The sequence below is a fragment of the Saccharothrix sp. DSM 118769 genome (genome assembly GCF_052936295.1).
On the sequence record NZ_CP193627.1, the window covers coordinates 4,875,391 to 4,896,568 of the forward strand.

The 21,178-nt window shown below is 70.3% G+C and carries 17 protein-coding genes; 10 read left to right on the plus strand and 7 right to left on the minus strand.

Annotation, left to right across the window (positions count from 1 at the left end):
- Positions 1 to 449 precede the first annotated feature (449 nt).
- From ACRAKJ_RS21210 to dcm, 6 genes are all read left to right on the plus strand, one after another.
- Positions 450 to 2,024, plus strand: a complete 1,575-nt coding sequence (locus ACRAKJ_RS21210; RefSeq protein WP_438926451.1) for an NERD domain-containing protein — start codon at positions 450 to 452, stop codon at positions 2,022 to 2,024.
- A complete protein-coding gene (locus tag ACRAKJ_RS21215) occupies positions 2,021 to 5,200 on the plus strand; it encodes a helicase-related protein (protein ID WP_438926450.1) in 3,180 nt (1,059 codons plus the stop codon). Before ACRAKJ_RS21210 ends, ACRAKJ_RS21215 begins: the two co-directional genes overlap by 4 nt.
- Positions 5,197 to 6,966 carry a DrmB family protein gene (drmB, locus tag ACRAKJ_RS21220; protein WP_438926449.1) on the plus strand — a complete coding sequence of 590 codons (1,770 nt, stop codon included), beginning with the start codon at positions 5,197 to 5,199 and terminating at the stop codon, positions 6,964 to 6,966. Before ACRAKJ_RS21215 ends, drmB begins: the two co-directional genes overlap by 4 nt.
- A gap of 119 nt (positions 6,967 to 7,085) precedes the next feature.
- Complete coding sequence (locus ACRAKJ_RS21225) at positions 7,086 to 10,118, plus strand: sigma-70 family RNA polymerase sigma factor (protein WP_447008634.1); 3,033 nt, start codon at positions 7,086 to 7,088, stop codon at positions 10,116 to 10,118.
- Positions 10,115 to 11,860 (plus strand): AIPR family protein, encoded by a 1,746-nt coding sequence (locus tag ACRAKJ_RS21230; RefSeq protein ID WP_438924979.1) that lies wholly within the window; start codon positions 10,115 to 10,117, stop codon positions 11,858 to 11,860. The genes ACRAKJ_RS21225 and ACRAKJ_RS21230 overlap by 4 nt, the downstream gene beginning before the upstream one ends.
- Positions 11,861 to 11,928: 68 nt before the next feature.
- Positions 11,929 to 13,875, plus strand: a complete 1,947-nt coding sequence (gene dcm, locus ACRAKJ_RS21235; protein WP_438924978.1) for a DNA (cytosine-5-)-methyltransferase — start codon at positions 11,929 to 11,931, stop codon at positions 13,873 to 13,875.
- Positions 13,876 to 13,941: 66 nt separating this feature from the next.
- On the opposite strand, the gene ACRAKJ_RS21240 is transcribed toward dcm, so the two are convergent.
- Entirely contained in the window at positions 13,942 to 14,502 is a 561-nt protein-coding gene (locus tag ACRAKJ_RS21240; RefSeq protein ID WP_438924977.1) for a flavoprotein, read from the minus strand.
- Positions 14,499 to 15,656 carry a helix-turn-helix domain-containing protein gene (locus tag ACRAKJ_RS21245; protein ID WP_438924976.1) on the minus strand — a complete coding sequence of 386 codons (1,158 nt, stop codon included), beginning with the start codon at positions 15,654 to 15,656 and terminating at the stop codon, positions 14,499 to 14,501. Before ACRAKJ_RS21245 ends, ACRAKJ_RS21240 begins: the two co-directional genes overlap by 4 nt.
- A gap of 214 nt (positions 15,657 to 15,870) precedes the next feature.
- On the opposite strand from ACRAKJ_RS21245, the gene ACRAKJ_RS21250 reads away from it, so the two are divergent.
- The 3 genes from ACRAKJ_RS21250 to ACRAKJ_RS21260 are packed head-to-tail and all read left to right on the plus strand — an operon-like array spanning position 15,871 to position 16,764.
- The gene (locus tag ACRAKJ_RS21250) at positions 15,871 to 16,209 is read left to right on the plus strand and encodes a hypothetical protein (RefSeq protein ID WP_438924975.1); all 339 of its coding nucleotides are present in this window, start codon (positions 15,871 to 15,873) and stop codon (positions 16,207 to 16,209) included.
- Positions 16,206 to 16,559 carry a hypothetical protein gene (locus ACRAKJ_RS21255; RefSeq protein ID WP_438924974.1) on the plus strand — a complete coding sequence of 118 codons (354 nt, stop codon included), beginning with the start codon at positions 16,206 to 16,208 and terminating at the stop codon, positions 16,557 to 16,559. Before ACRAKJ_RS21250 ends, ACRAKJ_RS21255 begins: the two co-directional genes overlap by 4 nt.
- A 19-nt stretch (positions 16,560 to 16,578) precedes the next feature.
- Positions 16,579 to 16,764, plus strand: a complete 186-nt coding sequence (locus ACRAKJ_RS21260) for a PspC domain-containing protein (RefSeq protein WP_306750570.1) — start codon at positions 16,579 to 16,581, stop codon at positions 16,762 to 16,764.
- On the opposite strand, the gene ACRAKJ_RS21265 is transcribed toward ACRAKJ_RS21260, so the two are convergent.
- A complete protein-coding gene (locus ACRAKJ_RS21265; protein WP_438924973.1) occupies positions 16,758 to 17,501 on the minus strand; it encodes a TetR/AcrR family transcriptional regulator C-terminal domain-containing protein in 744 nt (247 codons plus the stop codon). The two genes, ACRAKJ_RS21260 and ACRAKJ_RS21265, sit on opposite strands and share 7 nt — an antisense overlap.
- Before the next feature lie 82 nt (positions 17,502 to 17,583).
- Complete coding sequence (locus ACRAKJ_RS21270; RefSeq protein WP_438924972.1) at positions 17,584 to 17,937, minus strand: GntR family transcriptional regulator; 354 nt, start codon at positions 17,935 to 17,937, stop codon at positions 17,584 to 17,586.
- Positions 17,938 to 18,023: 86 nt separating this feature from the next.
- Here ACRAKJ_RS21270 and ACRAKJ_RS21275 point away from each other — a divergent pair, with 86 nt between their 5' ends.
- Positions 18,024 to 18,437 (plus strand): permease-like cell division protein FtsX, encoded by a 414-nt coding sequence (locus ACRAKJ_RS21275; RefSeq protein WP_438924971.1) that lies wholly within the window; start codon positions 18,024 to 18,026, stop codon positions 18,435 to 18,437.
- Here the strand turns inward: ACRAKJ_RS21275 and kal are convergent.
- The 3 genes from kal to kamD are packed head-to-tail and all read right to left on the minus strand — an operon-like array spanning position 18,434 to position 21,149.
- A complete protein-coding gene (gene kal / locus ACRAKJ_RS21280) occupies positions 18,434 to 18,841 on the minus strand; it encodes a 3-aminobutyryl-CoA ammonia lyase (protein ID WP_438924970.1) in 408 nt (135 codons plus the stop codon). The genes ACRAKJ_RS21275 and kal overlap by 4 nt on opposite strands.
- Positions 18,838 to 19,584, minus strand: a complete 747-nt coding sequence (gene kamE / locus ACRAKJ_RS21285; RefSeq protein ID WP_438924969.1) for a lysine 5,6-aminomutase subunit beta — start codon at positions 19,582 to 19,584, stop codon at positions 18,838 to 18,840. The genes kal and kamE overlap by 4 nt, the downstream gene beginning before the upstream one ends.
- On the minus strand, positions 19,581 to 21,149 hold the full coding sequence (kamD, locus tag ACRAKJ_RS21290) for a lysine 5,6-aminomutase subunit alpha (RefSeq protein ID WP_438924968.1): 1,569 nt from the start codon (positions 21,147 to 21,149) through the stop codon (positions 19,581 to 19,583). Before kamD ends, kamE begins: the two co-directional genes overlap by 4 nt.
- Between the last annotated feature and the right edge of the window lie 29 nt (positions 21,150 to 21,178).

Genomic DNA, 21,178 nt, shown 5'->3' on the forward strand with positions numbered 1-21,178 from the left:
CCGCGTACCCGGCTGCGGGTCGTCGGGGCCTCGAACCGGCCGATCTGCTGCTGACCGTGCGGCCGTCCGCGAACAGGTCGATGAGGCCATCGCGCGGCAGTACGTCTGTGGTGCAGTGCACCGCGTAGCGCCGGTTCCGGTCGGGTGCTCACCCGGCCCTGCCCTGGACCAATTCGCACCATGCGGATAGTTCACCGATCAATACGATTCCCGCAGTCATGCAGACCGCAAAAATCGGATCTCGAAGAACGGAACCCGTGCTCTGATCGCATACGCGACGAAAACGTGCACGCGACTACTGCTCATCTTTAGCTTCGTGTAACTATGTCACCCGAACGAGCGATGGACCGTTCGCGGTTGCCGGGCCGCTCCTGGAAGGAAACTCCGCTGAACCCCTCGAACACATCTTCGACCTCCTCCCCCGCTTGTCGCAAAGCAGGCTGACCACCATGCGCATGATTCCGGATTCGGTGACGCCCGGCGCCAGCAGGGCCGAGCAGGAAATCTTTTCCCAACTGGCTGCGCTCGAAGTGCCCGGATGGCACTACGCCATGCACAGCACCAATCTGCCCGAGCACGACCGCAAGCGGGTCTGCGAGATCGACTTCCTGCTGCTGGGTGAGCGCGGACTGCTCGTGCTGGAGGTCAAGGGTGGCGAGATCCAACTGAGGCGGGGCGTCTGGCACACGCGCGACCTCAAGGGCGGGCGGCACCGGCTCAAGGAGAGCCCCCTCGACCAGGCGGGGTCGAGCATGTTCGCACTGGAGAAGGTCCTGCGTCGCAATGTCGACCCGGAACTGGTCGACCGCACCGTGTTCGGGTACGGCGTCGTCTTCCCGGACAGCGAGTTCGACGCGGTCAGCGTCGAGTGGAGTCCGGAGATGGTGATCAACTCCACCCGCATGGCGACCGAGGGGTGGGCCGACTGCCTCGATCGGCTGGGGTCCTTCTGGGAAGCCAAGCCCGACGCCAGGGCTCCCCTGTCCCCCGCAGACGTCGAGCGCTACCTGGACGTGCTCCGACCGGGCTTCGACCGGGTGTTGTCCCTGCGCCGCCTCGACGACCTGGTGGAGAAGGAACTCGTCGCCCTGACCAACAGCCAGTACAAGGCTCTCGACCAGCACCGCAGAAACCCGCGTTTGGTGTTCGAAGGCGGGGCAGGAACGGGCAAGACCATGCTGGCGGTCGAGATGTGCCGACGTGTCCGCGGTTCCGACAAGCGCGTTCTGCTGACGTGCCGCAGCCACGTCCTGGCTTCCTTCGTCCGCTCGCAGCAGGAAATGGACAAAATCACGACAGTTCCGTTCGACCAGGTGTCCACTTTTGGTGCGGACTCCTTCGACGTGGTAGTGGTGGACGAAGCCCAGGACGTCATCAACGGACGCGACCTCGACGCGGTGGACAGAGTGCTGTCCGGCGGGTTGGCCGATGGCCGTTGGGCCTTCTTCCTCGATTCGAACAACCAGCGGGGACTGGTCGGCCAGTACGAGGACGACGCGATGGCGCGGCTCGACTCCCACCGCCCCACCTTCGTCGACCTGATGGACAACTGCCGCAACACCATCGAAATCGTCCGTGCCACCCAGGAACGGACGGGAGCCGACCTGGGGGTCACCACCGCCGGCCATGGCCGCGAGGTCGTGGTGGTGGAGGAGGACCGCGGTGAGGCGGTCACCGCCGTATCGGCGGTACTGGCCGAACTCGAGGAGCACGACGTGCCGCTCGAGCAGGTCGTGCTGCTGTCGCCGTACGACCTGGCAGCGTCGATCTTCGGCGAACTGCCCGCCGAGTGGCTCGAGCGGGTCGACGTGCTGGACCTGATGCGCATGCGCAAGCCCGGCCGGGGGCACGTCGGGTTCGCGCGGGTGGCCGAGTTCAAGGGGTTGGAGAGCCGGTACGTCGTCCTGGAGGTGGACGACGCGGCGGACGAACAGGCGGCACGGGTCCAGCTGTACGTCGGCATGACCCGGGCGAAGGCGGCCCTGTGGGTGGTCAAGGCCGGCAAGACGGAGGTGGAGGGGTGACGCAGGTGCACACCACGGGGTTCCCGGACCGGGACCGGGTGCTCGAGTACCTGCACGACCAGTTGGTCGGGCCGGCCGAGGGCGACGACGAGGTCCTCTACGAGAAGGCGCCCCAGCACCGGTACCTGACCGCCGTGCTGTACCCGATGTCCCTCAGCCCGCACGCCGCCGACGCCGGCGGACCGGCGGACGACGCCGAAGAGGTCGACGAACAGGCTGGTGCGCTGCCCGAGGACGACGACGAGGACCCCATCACCCTGGCGGGCCAGAGCAGGCCGAGTTCCGCCGGCATCAGCTTCATGACCACGAGCCGGTCCGCGATCGACGTGGAGGTACGGGCCGCGCGGTACCGCAAGGTCGCGGAGGACGAGTGGCAGCGTGAACCGCTGGCACTCCCCGGGAACGGATCGGTTCGGATCGATGTCCCGCCCTCGGGAAGCAGCCGGAGCGAGCCCATCTGGGAGGAGGCGGCCAGCGTCGAGGTCACGTGGCGCCCGCACCCCGACGGCGTGGTGGTCACCGTCGTCCTCGTCAATCGCAGGGTGCAGGGCGAACGCCAGGCGGTGGACCCTGAGGACTGCCTCTTCCAGGTGGTGTTGCGCTGCTCGGTCGCGGAGGGTGCCATCACCCCCTACCCGGTCCAACCACGGGCGCACAGCGACGAGGAGGCGGAGGAACTCGAGCTCCAGTACCGCGACGTCCCGGTGTACGCCGTCGGCCACGGAACGGCGGCCGGCTGGGACACCGTGGGTGACCGACCCGATTGGGTCGGCACGTCCTTCGTCCCGGTGCACGTCGTGCCCAACGTCGCCTTCGACCTGCCGCGCGTGCCCGACCTGCCGGATGTGGCGGATGTGCTCCGCCTGAACTTCCTGGCACGCGCCGACACGGATGCGGCACCCGTGTTCGACGCCTTGACCCGTTTCGTCGACCGGTACTCGAGCTGGATCGACAAGACGTGGAACGCCGCGGCGCAGACCCTCACCCCGCGGTTGCGCCCAGCCGCTGAGCGGTTGCGGGACCGCGCGGCACGGGCACGGGACCGCATGCTCGCCGGTATCGGGTTCCTGCGCGAGGACCGGGACGCCCTCGAGGCGTTCGCGCTGGCCAACCGGGTGATGCTCATGCAGATGGCGCACAGCCACGAGAACCTCGGCGGCTCACCGCACGCCCCGTCGGAGGCGCCGGACACGAAGGTCGACTACGACTCGCTCGACCGGGCATGGCGCCCGTTCCAGCTCGGTTTCCTGCTGATGACGGTGAAGGGGGTGGTCCACGAGGGCGAGGAGCGCGACCTGGTCGACCTGATCTGGTTCCCCACCGGCGGCGGGAAGACCGAGGCGTACCTGGGACTCGCGGCGTTCACCATCCTCCACCGTCGGCTGACCAGGGGCGATGCCGGAGCGGGCACGACGGTCATCACCAGGTACACGCTGCGCCTGCTCACCAGTCAGCAGTTCCAACGGGCCGCCACCATGATCGCTGCCTGCGAGCTGGTGCGCCGCGGTGCCGACGGACGGCTTGGCAGCCGTCCGGTGTCGATCGGGCTGTGGGTTGGTGGCGAGAACAGCCCCAACACCTTCACCGAGGCCCGTCGACTCCTCGCGCGAGCACGCGACGGCGCAGCCCGTGACCAGGGCTTCCAGATCGAGTCGTGCCCGTGGTGCGGCACGCGGATCGTGCCTGGCGCGCCGGAGGACGAGCAGCGTTGGGGGATTTCGGCGACCAACAGCTCTTTCCGGGTGCGCTGCGTCAACGACAGGTGTCCGTTCCGCACCGAACTGCCCATGTCATCGGTGGACGAGGACCTCTACCTGAACCCGCCCACCATGTTGGTGGGCACCGTCGACAAGTTCGCCCGCACGGTCTGGAAGGAGAACACCGGCGCGTTCTTCGGCGCGGGCAGCGACCCTGGACCGTCGTTGATCATCCAGGACGAGTTCCACCTGATCTCCGGCCCGCTCGGGACCATCGTCGGGCTCTACGAGGCGGCTTTCGACGTGCTGTTGGAACACCTCGGGCACAAACCGAAGATCGTCGCGGCCACCGCCACCATCCGCCGGGCCGACGAGCAGACCAGAGGCGTCTTCGGACGCCCTGTCGCGCTGTTCCCGCCCGCGGGCGTCGATGCGGCCGACTCGTACTTCGTGCGCACGGATTTGGAACGCCCCGGCCGTGCCTACGCGGGGGTCATGCCCCAGGGGCACACACCGCTCACCGCGCTCATCCACGTCGCCGCGGCGCAGTTGCAGGCACCGCTCGAGGTGGACCTGACTCCTGCCGCCGAGGACGCCTACTCGACGTTGGTCGTCTACCACAACAGCCTCCGCGAACTCGGCAAGACGATCAACCTGGCCTCCGACGACATCCCCTCGCGGCTCAAGGTGATCGCACGGGCCGAGGACCACGTGCGGCACCTGGACGACGACAACGTCGTCGAGCTCACCAGCAACGTGGCGTCCGCGCAGATCCCGCAGCGCCTGGACCGGCTCAAGAAACCGCACGACGCGCCGGGCGCTGTGTCCTTCCTGGCCAGCACGAACATGATCTCGGTCGGTGTCGACGTCAGCCGGCTAGGCATCATGACGGTCGTCGGCCAACCCAAGACGACCGCCGAGTACATCCAGGCCACCAGCCGTGTCGGCCGGAGTGCCGACCGCCCTGGTCTCGTCGTGACCGTCTACTCACCGTCCAAGCCGCGCGACCGGTCGCACTACGAGTCGTTCGCCCCGTACCACGCGACCCTTTACCGCTCGGTGGAGCCGAGTTCGGTCACACCGTTCTCGGTGCCGGCCAGGTTGCGCGCCCTGCACGCCGACCTCGTCGTGTTGGTGCGGCACGCACTCGGTTTGTCGGCCGACCAGGAAGCCGCATCGTTCGACCCTTCCGACGAGCGGTTCCGCGCGCTCGTCAAGGCGTTCCTGGACCGCGTGGAACGCGCGGACGCCACCGAGCTCGAGCGGGTCCGGGTCCACTTGGACGACCTCATCGAGACGTGGGCGAAGCGATCCGTCGACGCGGTGCCCTTCGGCGGCCTGCGCTACAGCCAGGGGGGCCGCGAACGGCCCCGGTTGCTCAGGCGGTTCACCGAGGGCGGTGACGGTTGGGCGACGCTCGACTCGATGCGCAGCGTCGACGTGGAGGTCCAGGTCCAGGTGAGGGGAGCGCGGAAGTGACCGTGCGCAAGGTTCGGCGCTCGCAGATCATCAGTCCCTTCGGTCCCGGGGCGATCATCGACCTCGTCGGTGAGTCGTTCGTGGTCGAGGATGCCGGCAGGTGGCGGGGCGGGCACGTGCCGATCGACTTCCCCCGCTTGGCGGCCTACCTCCGGGTGGACTCGCTGGCGTCGCCGTCACCCCGCAGGCCCATCCCCTACTACCGGTTCCCCCAGTGGTTGTTCTGCCCGTCGTGCCGGCGCATGAGCCGGTGGTCCTACACCAGGGAGGTGACGAACACCGCTCCCACCTGCAGCTGCCCCGACGGGAAGCAACTCATTCCCATGAGGTTCGTGGCGGTGTGCGCCAACGGGCACCTCTCGGACGTGGACTGGGTCCGGTGGGCGCACTCCGCGGTTCGCCGCGACCGGCACCAGAACCAGTGCCAGCGGTCGGACCTGCAGTTCCTCAACAAGGCCGATGTCGGTGGTGGGCTCAACTCGCTCGTCGTGCGCTGCGTCTCGTGCAAAGGCGAACGGTCCCTCGACGGGCTCACCACGAAGATCGGTTTGAGCCAGATCGGCAGCAAGTGCTCGGGAAAGCAGCCTTGGCAGGACCAGAAGGACGCCGAGCAGTGTCCCGAGCAGGTGGTGGCGATGCAGCGGGGCGCGTCGAGCGTGTACTTCCCGACCGTAGAGAGCGCGATCGACATCCCGCCCGAGTCGGCGTGGAGCACGATCAGCGACCCGTTGACAGCGCTGATGAAGAGCGGCGAGTTCAAGTTCCTCGTCGCCAATCCCGGCTACAAGCTGGCCAAGGGGATGATCGAGTTGGCGGCCGATGAGTACGGCGTCCCGGTGGCCGAGGTCGAAGCGGCACTGGCGCGCGAGGTGGACGACGCCCGGGTGCCCGTCGAAGGCGGTCCGGAGAACATCCGCCCGGACGAGTGGGCCGCCCTGATCAACCCCCAGGACGACCACGACCACCGCGACCGGTTCATCTCGCGGCGAGCAGACCGACCGCTGCGCGCCGCGGCGACCGATTGGAACAGGTTGATCGCGGATGTCGTGCTCGTCGACCGCCTCCGCGAGGTCCGGGTGCTGACGCACTTCGAGCGGCACACCATGAAGGAGAAGGTGCCATCGAACCTGAGCGGCGAGAGTGACTTCCTGCCCGCCGTCGAGGTGTTCGGCGAGGGCTTCTTCCTGAAGCTCGACGAGCAGGCGCTGCTCGACTGGGAGCAGTCCGCAGCCGTGGTGGACCGGTGTCGGAAGCTGGTGGAGCGGCACGAGCAGAAGGGCGCGAAGTGGCTCCCCCAGCCGACGCCCCGTTACGTGCTGCTGCACACCTTCGCGCACCTGCTCCTGCGGAACACCGCTTTCGAAGCCGGTTATTCGACCTCCTCCTTGCGCGAGCGCCTGTACGTGACGAAGGAGGGCGTGGGCCCCTCCATGGCCGGGGTGCTGATCTACACCGCTGCCGGCGACTCCGAGGGCACGCTGGGAGGTCTGGTGCGGATGGGCGAATTCCCGCGCCTGGGCAGGCTGCTCGACATGTCGATCACCGCTGCCCGCTGGTGCTCGTTCGATCCCGTGTGCGGGGACCACCCGGGGCAGGGCCCGGACGGGTTGTCGCTGGCCGCGTGCCACGCGTGCTCCTTGGCGCCGGAGACGAGCTGCGAAGCGACGAACCGGCTCCTGGACCGGCGGTTGCTGGTCGACCCGGTGTTCGGCTTCTTCAAGAACCCGGTCGCAGCCGTCGACGGCGTACCCGGGAGCACGGTGTGAGCGCCGCGTTACGCGCACCGGTCCATGGGCCACCTCGTTACGAGGTGATGGTCGCCGGCCCCGATGTCGATCAAGCGGTCAGGGCGGTGGCGGCTTACAAGCGCCTGCGCGGACACGGTGTGGAGCTTCACGTCATCACCAGGTCCAGCGTGCTGAAGAACCGCATCCGCACCCTGCTGCCGTTCGAGAGCCGCGGCGACGTGGCGATGACCTACCACCGCTACTTCTCCGACACGTGGAACGCCGCGCTGCGGACCAGACCACCGGAGTCCGGCGACTACGACATCGACTTCTGGGATTTCAAGCAACGTCTGAGGGCTCGTTACGTCCGACCGCTGGACCGGCGGCACGTCGTCGTAGTCCACGGACAGCAGTTGCCGCCCGATTTCTACAGGGTGCTTCGGCTGCTGGGCGTCGAGGCCACCGTGTTCATGGACCCCGTGCAGGTGGTCGACGATTCCGGTACGACCCTCGAAGACTTCACGACGCTCCTGGGCGTGAACTCGCCGACCGCGGTGCACGACACGGACAGCGGCACCCCGCAGGTCCGTGCGCTGCTCCGGCACCTGGACGACAGCTCGGCCCTCGCGGAACCAGCCGGCGGTGGTGGGCGCCCGGTGTTGGTGAACCACGAGGACGCCGACGAGGAGATCAGGTTCGTCGCGGAGCTGGCGGCGGCGCACCGCGACAAGCGGATCGGGGTCCTCCTCCCGACCTGGGAGCTGACCCGGGTGTTCAAGGACGGGATCGGCGACCTGTTCGACGGCAGGACACAGTGGCACCTGTCCGGCATCAGCGTCCCCAGGCACGCCGCGGTGTCCGCGTCCGACCCCGGGATCAAGGTGTTGACCTGGGCAAGCGCCATCGGCATGCGGTTCGACCACGTCGTGCTGGCGGGGCTCGACCAGGTGGAGACCCGGTTCCGCTTCGAGAACGCGCTGCGGGTGCTCGGCCCGACGAGCCGTTCCGGGTTGATCCTGTCCTATTCCGGAGCAGGCCGGCCGACGGCGTTGGACGGCCTGCCGCCCACCCTGCTGGACGACCGCACGCGCGACGTACCGGGTGACGAGTGGGTCGAGGTCAGCCCTGCCGTCCCGCCGCCCTCTCCGTTCCCGACCGATCCGGAACAACCGGTCGCCCCTGCCAGGTCTGCCGTCGACAGCGCGCGCGCCCTGCTCGTCACCCCGCTGCGGAGCAGCGCCCGCGGCAAGCACCTGCTCACCGCGGAGCAGGAGGTCGGGCTGGCGACGTTGATGCGGTCCACCGGCGAGGCGTTGTCGGAGGAACTGCCGAAGGGCTTCCGCGCGACCCTGCGCGACGACGACGAGCGGGCGAAGGCGTTCGACGCCATGGTGCTGCACAACACCGGTCTCGTGGGTTCCTGGATCGGCAGGCACCTGGGCGCCGGTCTCGACCACGAGGACTTGTACCAGCACGGTGTGCTCGGCCTGATGAGGGCGATCGAGAAGTGGGACGGCTCCCGCGGGCTGAAGTTCTCCACCTATGCCGTGAACTGGATCAACCAGCACATGGGACGCGCTGTCCCCGATGAGGGCACGCTCATCCGGTTGCCCGTGCACAAGCACGAGGAAGTCCGCAAGGTACGCGCCACCTGGAACAGGTTGCGCGCCGAGCAGGACGAGGTCTCGGTCGCGGACGTCGCCGAGCGCACCGGCTTCTCCCCGGAGAAGGTGGTGGACTGCCTCCGACTCGCCAAAGGCCTGATCAGCTTGGACGCGCCCTTGGGCGTGAACGGCGAACACACGTTCGCCGAACTGATCCCCGCTCCGTTCGAGCACGATTCGAACCCCGATCACGTGGTGGACCGCGCGCTCGGGGCCGAACTCGTGCGGAGTGCGGTTTCCCGGCTCAAGGAGCGCGAGGCCGAGGTCCTGCGGTTGCGGTTCGGTTTCGACACCGGTGACGACCGCACCCTGGAAAAGGTCGGCGAGCACTTCTCGGTGACCCGTGAACGGGTGCGCCAGATCGAGAGCAGGGCGAAGAGCAACCTCATCAGGAAGTTGGCGGAGGTGGGGCTGTTCGCCGACGGCGCGGAACCCGCTCCCCCACCTCCGGCGAAACAGCCGAGCCGTCGGCTGAGCGTCGTGCGCGCACCGGTCCGCGAGAAGCGGCCGACCGGCAAGGAGATCGCCACCGGGTCGGGACTGGCGGAACGACTCGGCGCCGCCGGTGAGGACGGCTCCATCGGCCACCTGCTGATCGCCCTGGTGGATCGAGTACTGCGGTCCGGTGCTCGCCACGTCCTGATCAGGACCGCGGGCACCGGCACGAACGCCAGGTTGGCGCTGGTCCACGACGGGGCGACCTTCGCCGGGTACACCTTGCTCACGACTCTCTGCGAAGGCCGCGAAGCGTCGCGCGGATCGGCGGCCCTGGGTGTCGCCGCTTCCCTCTACGACGAGATCACGACGTGGGACGCGCACACGTCCTCGGCCTGCCTGGTCCTCACCTCCGCGGCGGACAGCGACACGTGGTGGTTGAACCGCGCCTCGCGGAGGCTCCCCACCGGCCTGGTACCCGAGGTCAAGGCTGACCGGTGGTCGGTCGTGCTGTTGCGCGCCCCGCGCCCCCAGATCGCCCGTGCGAGCATCGGCACCATCCTCGACCGCTGCGTCCGCGACCTCGGCGTTGTGTTCGGCGAGCTGGTCGAGCGCACCGCGTCCGTCGACGTCGACGGACGCGCGGTGACCGCCCAGGACCCGTTCTTGTGGGCCAACCCGGCAGGTCAGCACCTCGGCGAGGAGAGGGTGGCCGCCGAGGGGATCTCGGTGGTCGTGAGCCCTCGCGTGCTCCCCCACCCGGACGCCCTGCGCGCCGGGGACACGGCCTCGGTCGGCGATCCCACCGACTGGCCGTCGAGCCAGGGCTTCTACGTGCGGTGCGACGGCCGCTACCTCTCGCTCGGCGGGTGGCTCGGACTCGACGGGCTGGACCTGGCCGAGGGCACAGCACTCGCCAGGGTGCTCGTCGAGGTGCCGGTCGAGCAGCGCGCCGCGTGGGGTGAGGACCACCCGGGAGCCCTGGTCGTGCCGCCACGGCCGTTGCGGCCGCGACTGACCGCCCTCGCGCGCATCGCGCGTGGCAAATCAGAACTCGTGATGGAACGACACCGAACTGGGGGGACGACGTGACGGACGGCGAACTCGCCGCCTTCGCGGCCGAGTTGCGACGCAGGGTGGAGGACCGGGTCCAGGCCGAGCCTGAGCTGATGGCGCGGGACGCGTTCGTGACCGTGGTCGGCGAGCACCTGATCGACGACGGGGCGCTGGACGACCTGGAAACCTGCTACCTGTTCGCGCCCTGGCAGAACCGCCGGGTCGAGGTGGCCGGGTACGACATCGCGGGCGAGGGCACGATCCTGCACCTCGTCACGGCCGACTACGGTTTGGACGCCGAGCCGCTGAAGCGCGAGCGGCTCACCCAACTGGTCCGCCGGGTCGGCGCCTTCGCCGAGTTCTGCCGCAGCGGCCTGCACGAGCAGCTCGAGCGGTCGAGCCCGAGCTACGACATGGCCGAGCGCGTCCACAGCGCGTGGCCCCAGCTGCAGATGATCAAGATCTTCGTCTTCACCGACGGCAGAACGGGGCTGCGCAAGGCGGAGGAGGCCACCGTCGCCGGACTCCCGACCCTCGTTCACGTGTGGGACGTCAACCGCCTGCAGAAGCTGCTCAGCTCCGGGGCCCAGCAGGAGGACATCCTCATCGACGTCGCGAAGATGGGGTACGAGGTGCAGTGCCTGGAGTCGCCCGAGCAGTCCGACGGGTACCGATGCCTGATGGCGATGCTGCCGGGGAAGCTGCTGGCCGACCTGTACGACGAACACCACAGCCGCCTGCTCCAGCGCAACGTGCGCGCCTACCTCCAGGCCCGGGGGAACGTCAACAAGGGGATCGCGAAGACGATCGCGGAACAACCGGGCAAGTTCCTGGCCTTCAACAACGGCATTTCCGCCACGGCCCGTGCGGCGGACCTCGAACAGGCGTCGAACGGGCTGCTGCTGCGCGGCCTGACCGAACTGCAGATCGTCAACGGCGGGCAGACCACCGCCTCGCTGCACCACGCGGCCCGCAAGGGGATAGACCTGTCGCAGGTCACCGTGCCCGCGAAGATCACCCTGATCCCCGACGACCGGCTGGACAGCATGGTTCCGGAGATCTCCCGCTACGCGAACTCGCAGAACGCCGTCACCCCGGCCGACTTCGAGGGCAACAGCCGCTTCCACGTGGGACTGGAGCGGTGGTCCCGCACCATCTGGGTCACCCCGCTCGGCGTCGATGTCGTACAGACCCGCTGGTACTACGAACGGGTCCGCGGGCAGTACGACGTCGAGAAGAACAAGTTCGCCACCGCCGCGGCGCGACGACAGTTCGACCGCGAGAACCCGGTGCGGCAGCGCTTCGGCAAGACAGACGCCGCCAAGTACGAGTACGCCTACGGGCTCCGACCGGACGTCGTGTGCCAGGGTGCCGAGAAGTGCTTCCGCACGTGGACGTCCGAAGGGGGCTTGGCCGAGCGCGGAGCTCCCGAGGACGTGTACTTCCGCCACCTGGTCGCCAAGGGGATCGTGTTCCGCCAGGTGCGGTCGATCATCCAGAAGCGGAACTTCGGCGGCTACCTGGGCCAGACCGCAGCGCACGCGGTGTCCCTGATCGTGCACACGCTCGGCGGACTCGACTTGGACCGGCTCTGGCGCGAGCAGGCCCTGCCCGAGGCAATCGCCGCGGCGGTCCCCGACGTCGCGGAGGCGGTGCGGCGGGTGCTCACCTCTCCCCCGAGCGGCGGCAACGTCACCGAATGGGCGAAGAAGCCCGCCTGCTGGGACCGCGTCCGCACGATGGGCTGGGCCCCTCCCTCCGACGTCCTCGCCGGTTAGTGACCTCATCCCCTGTTTTCGTCGTTCGCGCATCGGGGCGGCCGATCGGACCGGTCCCGGGAAGTGGCATGGAAGAAGTTGAGCAGAACCAGATCGTCGGTGGTGGAGGTCCCGCGCGGGTCCCGGTTGGCAGGACGGGGGGCGACGTGGCGGTCTACGCGGTGAAACTCGAGCGCAGTGACCTGTTGCAGTTACCGGAGCACCCCGACGCGTGCACCGAGGAGACGTTCGGGCAGTGGTGCGCCGAGCGCGTGTCGAACGGCGCTCGGCTCGCGGTCGACCTGTTCTCCGGTGGCGGCGGGCTGAGCCTCGGGTTGACGAACGCCGGGTGGACCGTCGCCGCATCGGTCGACCACAACAAGTTCGCGCTGCAGACGCACCGGGCGAACTTCCCGGGTTTGGCGCTCGACGTCGACCTCGGCGACCTGAAAAAGCGCGCAGCGCTGATCAGGATGCTCAAGCACGCCGAGATCGACCTCATCGCAGGCGGGCCGCCGTGCCAGCCGTTCAGCCGTGCCGGGCGCAGCAAGATCCGCAGCCTCGTGGACGCGGGTCTGCGCGAGGAGTTCGACGAGCGCAAGGAGTTGTGGCGGGCCTACGTCGACGTAGTGCTGAAGGTCAGACCGCGTGCGGTGCTCATGGAGAACGTCCCCGACATGGCCTTGGGCGATGACTTCCACGTGGTGCGGCGGATCATCGACATGCTGGAACGCGCGGGCTACAGCACCAACCTGCGCTTGGTCGACGCGTGGCGGTACGGCGTCCCCCAGCACCGCAAGCGCCTGATCCTGCTCGCCCGCCTCGACGGCGACGCGTTCCCCTGGCCCGAGCCGGGGAGCCCCGTGACCGTGCGGGAGGCGATCGAGGACTTACCCGACCTCGGTCTGACCACCGGTGGCCGCGACCTGCCGTACGCGCCCACCGAGGAGCTGTCGGAGTTCGCCAGGGCGATGAGGCGGAACACCGACGGGGACAGGGTGTGGGACCACATGACCCGGCCGGTCCGCGACGACGACCGCAAGATCTTCGGCCTCATGACGTCCAAGACGCTCTACGCGCACATCGATCCCGATCTGCGCAGGTACAAGGCCGACACCTTCGACGACAAGTACAAGCGCCTGGACTGGGACGAGCTGAGCCGTTCCATCACCGCGCACATCGCGAAGGACGGCTACTGGTACATCCACCCGTCGGAGAACCGCACCCTCACCGTCCGCGAAGCAGCACGCATCCAGACGTTCCCGGACGACTTCCGCTTCGCCGGCAGCCGCAGCCACGCGTTCCAGCAGATCGGCAACGCCGTGCCTCCGATGCTCGGCAAGGCCGCAGCCACTGCGCTGCTCCCGCCGGACAGTCCCGCCCAGCCAGCTCAGAGGCAGTGGCGTGACCTGGCGAAACGCCTGGCCACCTGGGCGGAGAAGCGCCGCGCCAGCACCTATTGGTGCGTGTTGCCGGGCGAGAGCCTGACCCCACCTGTGGCCGCGATCGTGGCCATGCTCGACCCGTCACCCGCCGACCTGATCGCCTACGGCCCCGGACTCCGCGAAGTGGCGGCCAAGGGACGGGTCACCAAACTCGCGGTGGACCTGATCGAGCAAGCAGCCGCCACACGATCGGCGGCGGCTGTCGTCGCACGCCTGCGGCAGTTGCAGGACGAACGGAAGCTCTGGCTGCATCCCCAGGACATGCCGGAAGTGCTGGACCTGCCCCCCGGGAAGACCGCCCTCCTGAAACTGATGGCCGGGGATGATGTCCTGCTGACCAGCCAACCCGTCATCCGCGTATCGTCACGGGTGCTCGGCACCACCTCGGCGCGGGCGAACAGCCTCACCGACGGCAGGGTCGACCTGTCCCGCCTGGTGGGCGGTGATGCCAAAGCACCACTGCGCATGGCCGCGCTGCGCTTGATCGGTCAGCTCCACTGCCACAAACAAGCACCCCTGTGCGAACGGTGTCCACTGGCCCGCGAATGCGCGACCGCGCGCAACGGCAAAACCGCGGACAGGCTCTTCTGATCGGGCGCTCATGTGTCGCGGGTCGACAGGTGACGACATCTGCCGGCCCGCGACACCCAGGAACGCTCAACTACCTGGTCGATCCACATGAAGGACCATTTCTCCGATGATGTCGACTGCCTTTTTCCAGGGGTAGTGCGCCAGTGCGCGCTCCCCCTGCCCGGGTGGGTGGGGTTCGAAGCCGCCCGGACCGAACAGGACACCCACCCCTGAGCCGCGCAGTGCTTCGACGCTGCGGTGGAACACGGCGTTGTTCGCGAGTGCCGTGTTCACGAAGGGCAGGACGGCGATCGGCACGCCCAGGCCGGTGAGTTCCGCCAGCTGCGTCAGGACGTAGGTGTCGGCGGTGCCCGCCGCCCACTTGTTGACCGTGTTGTAGGTGGCCGGTGCGACGATGACCGCGTCGGCGGGAGGCAGTGACGGCCGGCCTTGGCGGTGGTAGTCGGTGCGCACGGGGTGGCCGGTGAGCCGGTGCAGCTCGTCGAGGTCGAGGAAGTGCTCGACGGCGGCCGGTGTGGCGAGGCAGCGGACCGCCCAGCCCGCGTCCTGGGCGAGCTCGACGGCAACGTCGACGCGGCGGGCGGGTCCGGCGCCGCAGATCACCAGGTAGAGGACTCGTCCGGTCACGCGGGCACTCCGGCTCGCGCGGCCATCTGCCGCACCAGGCGGGCGGGTTCCCCGGCGGTGTTGGACAGCAGCACCCTGAGCAGGCCGTGGGCCAGGGGGCGGCAGCGGACCTCCTGCGGTGCGGTGCGCTCGGCTCGGGCGAGGGTGCGGGTGGCCTCGGCGAAGCCGCCGCGCCGGGCGTTGGCCTCGGTCAGGTCGAGCAGGTGACTGGCGCGGCGCTCCGGCGGCAGCCCGGCGAGGGCGTCGCGGGGGATGGTCGCGGCGACGTCGAGGGCTGCTCCGGCCTCGTGGAGGCGGACGAGGGCGGCGACGCGGTGGACGGCGACGTTGGCGCGGCCGAAGTGGGTGTGGTGGGTGTCGTAGTGGCGCTCCATGCGTTCGGCGGCCCGGGTGGCTTCCCGGTGCATGGCCAGGGCCAGGGAGGCGTCGTCCTGCTCGGCCGCGGTGATGGCGGCGGCGAGGTGGAGCATGCCGTGCAGGGAGAGCAGGCTCGTCAGGTGCCTGGTCACCTCGGGGCGCATGCGCTCGGACATGCCCAGCAGGGCTTCGACCGCCTCGGTGCGCTGCCCGGCCGCGGTCATGGCGCGGGCGACGCTGCGGGTGGCCGCCAGCCAGGCGATGTCGTGGCTCTCGAACTTGAGCAGCATCGAGGAGGCCAGGCGGTACGCGGAGATGAGCACGCGGTGGGCGTCGACCCGCTCCGCCGGCGGTGCGGCGAGGGCTGCCCGCTGCGCTGCTTGCAGCAGCGTGGGCAGGTGCCGGGCGACGGTGGTGAAGTGCGACGAGGCCCAGGCGTGGTCGACGTAGTCGGCCTGGCGGGCGAGCTGGGCGACGCCGGCGGGTTCGCTGTCCGGCGTCGACAGGCCGGGGTAGCGGCCGAGTGCCGCGCGGAGGGCGCTGACCTCGGCGGCGTCCACGCAGCCGGCGGCGCGCGCCGCGGCGGGTGCGTCGGTGAGGACGCCGGGGTCGATGGCGAGGGCGTCGGCGACCAGCTCGATGACCGGGATGCGGGAGAGGTCGCGCTCCCCCGACTCGACCTTGTCCAGCCACGAGGTCGAGCGACCGACCATGTCGGCGAACTGCTTGCGGCCGAGGTTGCGGCGCAGGCGCCAGTAGCGCACTCGCCTGCCGACCCCACCGGCGCTGTCGGGCATCCGACCTCCTCGGCTCCTCCGGGTCGACGAGGGCAAGGGTAGCCGGGCGGTGGTTGCACATTTTGTACGACTCGTGACGCTCGGTCACCTCTAGCGTGGCCGGCGGTACCGCTCTTCGGTGCCGATCGCTGAACGGACGACGGGTGGTGAGCGGCGTGGCAGCGCCTCGGGGTGCACGGCGAGCGGGCTTCGGGAGTCGGGTCGGGGGTCGGGGGTGACCAGGGACGAACTGCTGTTCAACGCCTGGTTGAGCAGTGTCAACACCGAGCTGGCGCGCTACGTCGTCCGCCTGGTGGACGAGAGCGCGCAGGCAGCTCCCCCACCGGCCGGACCGGGTGGTGAGCCGCACGGCGACGTCGACTTGGCGGAGGTCGAGGCGGCACTGGCCTTCGACCTCGCCGAGGTGGCCAAGGCCATCGCCCTCAAGGCCACCGGGCAGCCCTACCCCCGGCGCGGACGCAAGCAGGGGGACGATCGGCCGGCTCGACCTCGTGAGCTGCCCGCCTCGGTGGGCGGGGTCCGCCGCGCGACCGGCGGTTCGGGCGCACCATGACCGACAAGCAGCCCGTCGGTGCGCCCTACGCCGTCCGGCTACGCTCCCGCATGTTCGCCAAGGCGGCCAGGCTCGCGGGCTTCCACTCCGACTACGCCCTGGCCAGGGCGATGCGCGTCGACCGGTCCACCGTGTCACGGGTGGTGCACGGCGCTCTCCGGCCGGGTCCCGCCTTCATCGCCGGGGCGCTGGTCGTGCTCGCGCCGATGCGGTTCGACGACCTGTTCGAAATCACCCCCGCGGGCACCCGTCCGGCGGCAGGACGTCCCGGGGCCGTCGGGGTTGCCCTGGATTGCGGCGGGCCGCCCCTGGGTAGGGATCAGGGTGTCCACCGATGTCGGGGGGCGTGAACGCGGGGATGGTGGAGACATGACGACGTTGAGCAGGCCGCAGAGCCAGAAGATGATCGCGGGCGTGTGCGCGGGCCTGGCGGCCCGCTACGGCTGGAAGGCGAGCACGGTGCGGCTGCTGTTCGTCGTGTCCTGCCTGCTGCCCGGTCCGCAGTTCCTCGTCTACATCGTGCTGTGGGCGATGATGCCCAAGGCCGCCTACTGACGCGACCGCACCAGCGCCTCGACGCCGTCGAGCACGCGTTCCAGGCCGAACGCGAACGCGTGCTCACCGTCGTGGGCCGCGCCGTGCGCCTCGCCGGCCGCGGCGCCCACGCGGGCGGCGAGGGGGAAGCGGCGCGGGTCGAACACGCGGGCCAGGTAGGGGGCTGCGGCCTGCCACCACTGCTCGTCGGTCAGGCCGGTGCGCTGCTCGGTGCGGTCGGCCTCGACCGCGACGCGGGCGGCGGTGCGCACGTGGCCCAGCACGAGGGCCAGCACCGAGTCCATCTCCAGGTCGGTCAGCCCGATGCCGTCCACGGCACCCAGCTCGTAGTCGTACTTCGCGGCCACGTTGGGGCCCAGCACGGCGCGGTGCGAGGGCACCTCCAGCAGCCACGGGTGGCGCAGGTGCAGCTCCCAGTTCTCCCGGGCCAGGTGGGTGAGCCTGCCCCGCCACCCGCCGGGCACGTCGGCCGGCCGGGCGGTCTCGCCGTTGACGTGGTCGACCATGACGTCGACCAGTTCCGCCTTGCCCGGCACGTGCGTGTAGAGCGACATGGTGCCCACGCCGAGCTTCTCGGCGACCCGGCGCATGGACAGCGCGCCGATGCCCTCGGCGTCGGCGAGGGCGACCGCGGCGGTGACGATGCGGTCCACGCCCAGGTCCTTGCGGGCGCTGCGCTCGTGGGTGCGCCACAGCACCGCGAGGGTCCGGGCCGGGTCGCTGTGTTCGGCTGCCACGTTTGATCACCCTACGGGTGATCGGCTCGCCGGGCCGGTGGGGCGGGCGAGCCGGTCCGGGCGGCCGGTCCGGCAGGCGGGTTCAGCCGGACAGGGCGGCCCGCACGATCTCCAGCGCCTCGTCGGCGGTCAGGCCCTGCTCGCGGGCGGTGGCGGCGTAGCCGCGGGCGGCGCGCAGCACCCGTTCCCGGCTGCGCTCCCCCGCCGCGCTGACCACGGTGCCCGCTCTGCCGCGGGTCTCGATGAGACCCGCCTCCTCCAGCTCGCGGTACGCGCGGGCCACCGTGTTGACCGCGATGCCCAGCTCGGCGGCCAGGGCGCGCACGGTGGGCAGCCGGGTGCCCACGGCCAGCTCGCGGTCGGTGATCTTGCGGGCGAACTGGGACCGCACCTGCTCGTAGGGCGGCACGGACGAAGCCTGATCGAGGCTGATCACGCGTCGATAGTGGCAGAGCGTGAACCGGGACACCCCGTCCCCCGGTTCGGGCGCGCCGCGCCGCCCCGGCGTGGGATCGTGGGCGGATGCGCAGACCCGTGACCGTCGCCGCGTTCGGCGCGGTCGTCGTGGCCACCGCCGCGGTGGCGCTGCTGGTGCCCGACCACCGCGTCGAGGGCGCCCCGTCCGCCCGGTGCTCCCTGATCGAGCTCACCCTGCAGACCGACGAGGAGATGCGGGCCGCCGAGGCCGCGCTGCGCGGCGACCCGCGGGTGCGCGAGCTGGAGGCGCGGACCAGGCAGGAGAACTACGAGCGCTTCAAGGAGCTGTTCGCCGACCACCCGGACGTGGTGGAGCTGGCCCGCCCGGAGGCGCTGCCGGCGACCATCACGATGGCGGAGGCGGTCGGCGCGGACGGCAGGGCGCTGGCCGACGAGCTGGGCCGGTTCGGCAAGGCGGAGTACACCGACCTGTGCGCGCTGCGCCGGGTCCACGGCTAGTCCCCGGCCCCGCCGCGGTCCCGCTTGGGGGCGACCACGGTGCCGCGGGCGCGGGTGACGACCAGCGGCGGGTCGAGCACGTCGGCGGCCGAGGGGCCCCGCTCGGGGGCGGAGCGGCACACGACGCGGGCCTCGAACTCGATCTCGCGCGAGCGGGTGCCCACGCGCACGAGGGTGGCGGTGGCCTCCACGACGTCGCCGGCCAGGACGGGGGCGGTGAACTCGACGTGCGAGTAGCCGGCGAACAGGCCCTCGTCGCCGTCGGTGCGGATGAGCAGCTCGGTGGCGACGTCGCCGAACAAGCCCAGGCCGTAGGCGCCGTCGACGAGGGCGCCGCCGTAGTGGGCGTGGGAGTGGGGCACGTAGCGGCGGTGGGTGACGGAGAAACCCTCGGTGAGGCTCACGCAGCGGTCCCCTTCTTCGTCTTCACGGCGTGCACGAGGTAGCTGGCGACCTCGCCGGGGGTGGTGCCGCGGCCGAACACGCGGTCCACGCCCAGCTCGTCGGCCATCAGCGGGTCGAAGCGGGGGCCGCCGGCGATGAGCAGCGGGCGCCGCTCCCCCATGGCCTCGCGGAACGCCGCCGACATCTCCCGGGTGTTGAGCAGGTGGGCGTCGCGCTGGGTGACGACCTGGGAGACCAGCACGGCGTCGGCCTTCTCGGCGCGGGCGCGGCGGACCAGTTCGGGTACCGAGACCTGCGCGCCGAGGTTCACGACCTTCAGCTCGCGGTAGTACTCCAGGCCCTTCTCCCCGGCGAAGCCCTTGATGTTGAGGATGGCGTCGATGCCGACGGTGTGGGCGTCGGTGCCGATGCAGCCGCCGACGACGACGAGCTTGCGGCGCAGCAGCTTCCGGATCGCGGTGTTGACCTCGGCGGGCGGCAGCAGCGGGTACTCGCGCTCCACGACGCGCACCTCGTCGAGGTCCACGACGTGCTTCACCGAGCCGTAGACGACGAAGAAGGTGAAGTCGGGGCCGATGGGGTGGGAGTGCACGACCATGGCGGGGTCGATGCCCATCCTGTTGGCCAGCTGCTGGGCGGCGCCGTCGGCGCGCGGGCCGGCCGGGACGGGCAGGGTGAACGAGGTCTGCACCATGCCGTCGCCGGTGGTGTCGCCGTAGGGGCGCACGTGCCGCTTGGTCATCGCCGCTCCTCCAGCAGCTCGGAGGCGGGGTTGAGGTAGCCGTCGGCCTTGGCGACGACGCCGTCCGCGCCCCTGCCGCCGTCGGCGGGGCGCTTCATCAGGCCGAACGTGCCGTCGGCGATGGCGTCGAGCAGGCCGTCGGCGACGATGCGCTCCAGCAGGTCGACGGCCTCGCCGAGCACCTGGTGGGCGCGCTTGACGATGAGCCCGTCGGGTGCGGGCCGGAAGTCCCCGGCGAGGCCGCCGGCGGCGTTGAGCACGTAGCGGACGTTGGCCAGCGCGAGGTCGCGGTCGGAGAGGAACGGGGTGACGACGGCCTCGGTCATCATGCCGACCAGCAGGATGGACTGGCCGGTGAGCACGCCGGCGAGGGTGAAGAACCCGTCGAGCAGGTAGCCCATGAACACGTCGCCGGTCATGTGCTTGGTGGGCGGCATCCACTTGAGCGGCGCGTCGGGGAACAGCTCGCGGGCGAGCAGGGCGTGGGCCAGTTCCAGGCGGAACGACTCGGGCACGGCGGGGTTGATCTCGAAGGCGTGGCCCAGGCCCAGCAGGTGGTCGGGCAGGCCGGCCTCGTGCGCGAAGTGCTCGTTGAGCAGCTGGGAGACGGTGACGGTGTGCGCGGCGTCCACGGCGTCGGCGGTGGTGAGGTAGTTGTCCTCGCCGGTGTTGATGATGATCCCGGCGCGGGCGTGGACCTGGCGGGAGAAGCGCTGGTCGACGAAGGTGCGGATCGGGTTGATGTCGCGGAAGAGGATGCCGTACATGGAGTCGTTGAGCATCATGTCGAGGCGTTGCAGGCCGGCGAGGACGGCGATCTCGGGCATGCACAGGCCGGAGGCGTAGTTGGTCAGCCGCACGTAGCGGCCGACCTCCTTGGACACCGCGTCCAGGGCGGCGCGCATGATGCGGAAGTTCTCCTGCGTGGCGTAGGTGCCGGCGAACCCGTGGTGGGTGGCGCCCTCGGGCACGTAGTCCAGCAGCGACTGGCCGGTGGAGCGGATGACGGCGATGACGTCGGCGCCGGCGCGGGCGGCGTTGCACGCCTGCACGACGTCCTCGTCGATGTCGCCGGTGGCCACGATCAGGTAGATCCAGGGGCGCTGGGCGGGGTCGCCGAGCTTGGCGACGAGCTTGTCGCGCTGCGCCTTGTTGCGGTCCACGGTGCGGATGCCGCGGGTGACGGCGGCGCGGGCGGCCTTCTCGGCGCGGGCGCGGTCGCGGCCCTCGGGCACCCGGTAGGCGACCTGCCCGGCGGCGGTGGCCTCGGCGAGGTCGGTGAGGCTGGTGAGGTCGTGCTCGCGCAGGGCGTGGAAGACGGGCAGCGCGGCGCCGTGCTCCAGGCCGCAGTGCTCGCGCACGGTGTCCACGACCCGGTTGACCCACGGCACGTCACCGGCGCGGTGGGTGGAGTCCGCGCCGGTGATGCCGGCCAGCCGCAGGGTGGCGCGCTCGACCGCCACCGTGGTGTGGGCCCTGGCCAGGTCCACCACCGGCGCGGCGGCCCGTGCGGCGAGGGCGCGTGCCTTCGCGACCACCGCCGGGTCGAGGTCGAGCAACGCCATGTGTCACTCCTGTTCGTCGCTGTGCGTCG

Excerpts from the sequence above, each read along its gene's own strand:
- ACRAKJ_RS21210 (WP_438926451.1), top strand. The coding sequence starts at position 450 with ATGCGCATGATTCCGGATTCGGTGACGCCCGGCGCCAGCAGGGCCGAG.
- dcm (WP_438924978.1), top strand. The coding sequence starts at position 11,929 with ATGGAAGAAGTTGAGCAGAACCAGATCGTCGGTGGTGGAGGTCCCGCG.
- ACRAKJ_RS21245 (WP_438924976.1), bottom strand. The coding sequence starts at position 15,656 with ATGCCCGACAGCGCCGGTGGGGTCGGCAGGCGAGTGCGCTACTGGCGC.
- ACRAKJ_RS21255 (WP_438924974.1), top strand. The coding sequence starts at position 16,206 with ATGACCGACAAGCAGCCCGTCGGTGCGCCCTACGCCGTCCGGCTACGC.
- ACRAKJ_RS21260 (WP_306750570.1), top strand. The coding sequence starts at position 16,579 with ATGACGACGTTGAGCAGGCCGCAGAGCCAGAAGATGATCGCGGGCGTG.
- ACRAKJ_RS21275 (WP_438924971.1), top strand. The coding sequence starts at position 18,024 with ATGCGCAGACCCGTGACCGTCGCCGCGTTCGGCGCGGTCGTCGTGGCC.
- kamE (WP_438924969.1), bottom strand. The coding sequence starts at position 19,584 with ATGACCAAGCGGCACGTGCGCCCCTACGGCGACACCACCGGCGACGGC.
- kamD (WP_438924968.1), bottom strand. The coding sequence starts at position 21,149 with ATGGCGTTGCTCGACCTCGACCCGGCGGTGGTCGCGAAGGCACGCGCC.